Source organism: uncultured Blautia sp., assembly GCF_902497045.1.
GTDB lineage: Bacteria > Bacillota > Clostridia > Lachnospirales > Lachnospiraceae > Blautia_A.
Genome location: NZ_CABVDF010000249.1, coordinates 1 through 3,863, shown reverse-complemented (window position 1 = coordinate 3,863; position 3,863 = coordinate 1). Strand labels below are relative to the sequence as shown.

The following is a 3,863-nucleotide window of genomic DNA, read 5'->3' as shown; positions in this document are numbered from 1 at the left end:
TCCTTTTTTATTAACGGGCTGGCAGACATATCCAGTACGCTGTTACTGCTGTTCTTCATTAAGAATGTACGAACCGCTGATTTGGATAATAAAACATGGAACGAATATGAAAAAGGTGAAACAGGATCAATATTCAAGGTGTTTTCTCAGCGTAAGTTATTCTTTTTGCTGTTTGTGATCTCAGGTATAGCGGCGCTGATCTATAATCAGTATAATTTTTTGATGCCTTTACATATGGAAGAAGCTTTTCGTGGCTCAGGCGCTTTTCGCTTTGGAATTTTAACGAGTATCAACGCTGTTGTGGTGGTTATAGGTACGCCTATACTGACAAAAAAGTTTTCTAAAGTCATAGATGTCAGAATTATGTATTTGGGGCAGCTGCTGGAATGTTTAGGGCTTGCTTTTTTTATTTTTGTAAATCATTATTTTATAATCGCTGTTGCGGGAATGATTATATTTACCGTAGGAGAAATATTTGGTTCCATATCAAAAACGCCTTATCTTACAAAGAGAATACCGGAAACACATCGCGGACGAGTATTAAGTATTACAAGCAGCTGTGCCGGATTAATTGGAATATTAAGCAACTATGTAATAGGAACTCTTATTGACCATTATACATTCAGCACTGTATGGGGGATCATTGCCGCAGTAGGATTATTTGTGATGATTCTATACAGCATTTATTTAAAACTGGACAGAAAGGCTTATCCTGGTCTTTATTCAAAATAAGTTTCCCTATAGTAAAAAAATTTTGCCTGTGGTATGATTGTATAGGAAAACAGACCAGAAAACATTGTTGGTCTTTAACAGAGGTTAATCTCATGAAATATGGAATTATAGGAACTGCAGGTCATGTAGATCACGGAAAAACCTGTCTGATCAAGGCTCTGACCGGAATTGACACGGACCGTCTGAAAGAAGAAAAAAAACGTGGAATCACAATAGAACTGGGGTTTGCCTGGATGGATTTCCCAGGGGGAGAACGTGTGGGGATCGTGGATGTGCCAGGTCATGAAAAATTTGTAAAAAACATGCTGGCCGGTGTAGGAGGCATGGATCTTGTAATGCTGGTGGTTGCTGCTGATGAAGGTATTATGCCCCAGACTGTGGAGCATCTGGATATTCTGTCTACCCTTGGAATCCGTCAGGGAATTATTGTGATCACCAAAACAGACCTTGCAGATCCGGAGCTTGTGGAACTTGTTGAAGAGGATATACGGGAGCTGACGGAAGGAACTTTTCTGGAAAACGCTCCGGTGATCCCTGTATCCGTATATAAGAACCAGGGACTGGATCAATTAAAGAAAATTTTGTACCAGATGTATCAGAAGCTGCCGGATCATAAAGAAACCCGGGCTTTCCGGCTTCCGGTAGACCGGGTGTTTACACTGAAAGGGTTTGGAACAGTTGTCACAGGCACACTTCTGGGCGGAAAAATAAAAAAAGAGCAGGAAGCATTTCTCTATCCGGAAAATGTTCCCGTAAAGATCCGGAGCATTCAGGTACATGAACAGGGAGTAGAGGTTGCTCATGCAGGACAGCGTGTGGCGCTGAATCTTCCAGACCGTAAAAAAGAGGAGATTTCAAGGGGCGATGTGATCGCTTTCAAAAACAGTCTGTATCCGTCCATGATGGCAGATGTGTCTCTGACTGTTCTGCGTCATACAGAGCGTGTAGTAAAAAATGGAAGCAGAGTTCATATTTATCATGGAACAAAAGAGCTTCTGGGGAAGGTGATCCTTCTTGACCGGGAGGAACTGAAGGCGGGAGAAACCTGCTATGCTCAGCTGCGCCTGGAAGAGGAAACGGTAATGGAAAAGGGCGACCGTTTTGTGATCCGTTTTTATTCCCCGGCAGAGACCATTGGAGGAGGATGTATTCTTGACGCCTGTCCCCGTAAGCATAAAAGAAAGGATTCAAAAGTCCTGGAGGCCTGTGGGATCAAAGAAAAGGGAACAGGTGCGCAAATGCTGGAAACCTCAATTCTGGAGCACAGAGGCTGCTTTTATTCTCTGGAGGAACTGGCAGGAAGAAACTCCCTGGACAGATCCGGGCTGAAAAATACAGCGGCAAAGCTGACAGAAAAAGGAATTCTGGTGTGTCTGGAAGAAGGCCTTTATATTCACAGAGAAGAAATGAATTTTTATTGCAGAAAAACAGAGCGTATTCTGGATGATTTTCATAAAACTTATTCTTTGAAAGAGGGAATGGGGATCGAGGAGCTGCGCAGCAGACTGAAACTGGAAAATTCCAGGATCACAGACGATATACTGGAAGTACTGAAAACTCAGAAGGTCATCAAGGAACAAAACGGCTGTGTCAGCAAAAAGCGTTTTAAAGTGGTACTGAAGGAGGATGAGGATGCCATCGTACAGGAAATCCTTGCGCACTATCTGGAATCCGGTTTTTCCCCTCTTGCCACAGAACTGTATCTGAAGGAGCACAGAAACCAGAAGAAATTTAAACCGGTATTTACCTCTCTTTTAAATAAAAAAATTCTGATCCGTCTGGATGAGCAGTATTGTATCCATAGGGATTATTACGAAAGAGGAAAAGAAGCTTTCCGGGAAATGGCACAGAAGAAAGAGATTATCGCTCTTGGAGAGTACAGAGACTATCTGGGATGTTCAAGAAAGGTAGCGGTGGCCCTTCTGGAGCATTTCGACAAAAATGGTTTTACAAGAAAAAAAGAAGAAGGACGAGTCCTGAAAGATTCCGGCAAACAGCGTCCTGATCGAACATAAGGGCAGCTTTAAAAGAATACGATAGCCGGAAATTATGGAAGGGAGATGAGAATTTTGGCAGATAAAGAAATTCGTTTAACACAAATGTCAAGTACATCCGGCTGAGCGGCTAAAAAAGGTCCTAAGACCCTTGCTCAAGTTTTGGGCAAGCTGCCGAAATTCAGTGATCCCATGCTTTTAGTGGGAACAGAGACCTCAGACGATGCTGCGGTCTATAAAATTAATGACGATCTGGCAATGATCCAGACGGTTGACTTTTTTACCCCGGTTGTGGATGATCCGTATCTGTTTGGACAGATTGCTGCGGCAAATGCCCTAAGCGACGTATATGCCATGGGAGGTGAGCCCAAAGTGGCTCTGAATCTGGCTGCATTTCCGGACTGCCTGGATATAGAGATCCTTGGAGAAATCCTGAAAGGCGGAGCGGACAAGGTGATCGAAGCAGGAGCAGTGCTGGCAGGCGGACATACAATCTCTGACAACGAACCGAAATATGGGCTGTGTGTCAGCGGATTTGTAAACCCGAAGCTTATGTGGAAAAACTATGGAGCAGAAGCAGGAGATGTTCTGATCCTTACCAAACCACTTGGTACCGGCATTCTTTCTACAGCTATCAAAGGAGAACTTGCTTCAGAAGACGAAATTGAAGCAGCTGTGAAAAATATGACTTTTCTGAATCGGTACGCAAGGGATATTGCAGCAGAATTTTCCATTCACAGCTGTACGGATATTACAGGTTTCGGAATTGCGGGACATGCTATGGAAATGGCAAAGGGAAGCGGAAAAACCCTGGTTCTGGATACCGGAAGTTTTCCGGTTCTTCAAGGAGTACAGTCCTATACAGAAATGGGATTGATTCCGGCAGGTGCATACAGGAACAGAGAGTATCTGGAAGAAGATGTAGAAAGTCAGATTCCGGGAACCTGGCTGGAGGATCTGGCATATGATCCGCAGACATCAGGCGGATTGCTTCTCTCTGTACCGAAACAGGAGGCCGCCTGTCTTCTGGATAGGCTAAAAACTTTGGAACTTCCCTGTTCGCAGATTGGAGAAGTAAGGGAAAAACAAGAAAAATATTTGATTCTGAAATAAGAAAATGAGAAAATTATGGATAAA

General features: G+C 43.4%; 3 protein-coding genes. All 3 read left to right on the top strand.

The genetic code is table 11. The features are described 5' to 3' along the window. Positions 1-732: MFS transporter (locus tag RDS42_RS13200; RefSeq protein ID WP_308784065.1), on the top strand; the 732-nt coding region annotated here is incomplete at its 5' end. A 92-nt stretch (positions 733-824) separates the two neighbouring features. Next, complete coding sequence (selB, locus tag RDS42_RS13195; RefSeq protein ID WP_308784064.1) at positions 825-2,747, top strand: selenocysteine-specific translation elongation factor; 1,923 nt, start codon at positions 825-827, stop codon at positions 2,745-2,747. A gap of 45 nt (positions 2,748-2,792) precedes the next feature. Further along, positions 2,793-3,839, top strand: coding sequence for a selenide, water dikinase SelD (selD, locus tag RDS42_RS13190; protein ID WP_308784063.1), 1,047 nt, complete (start codon positions 2,793-2,795; stop codon positions 3,837-3,839). The last annotated feature ends 24 nt before the right edge of the window (positions 3,840-3,863 follow it).

What these genes read in the sequence shown, in the direction of transcription:
- selB (WP_308784064.1), top strand. Translation starts at nt 825, where the DNA reads ATGAAATATGGAATTATAGGAACTGCAGGTCATGTAGATCACGGAAAA.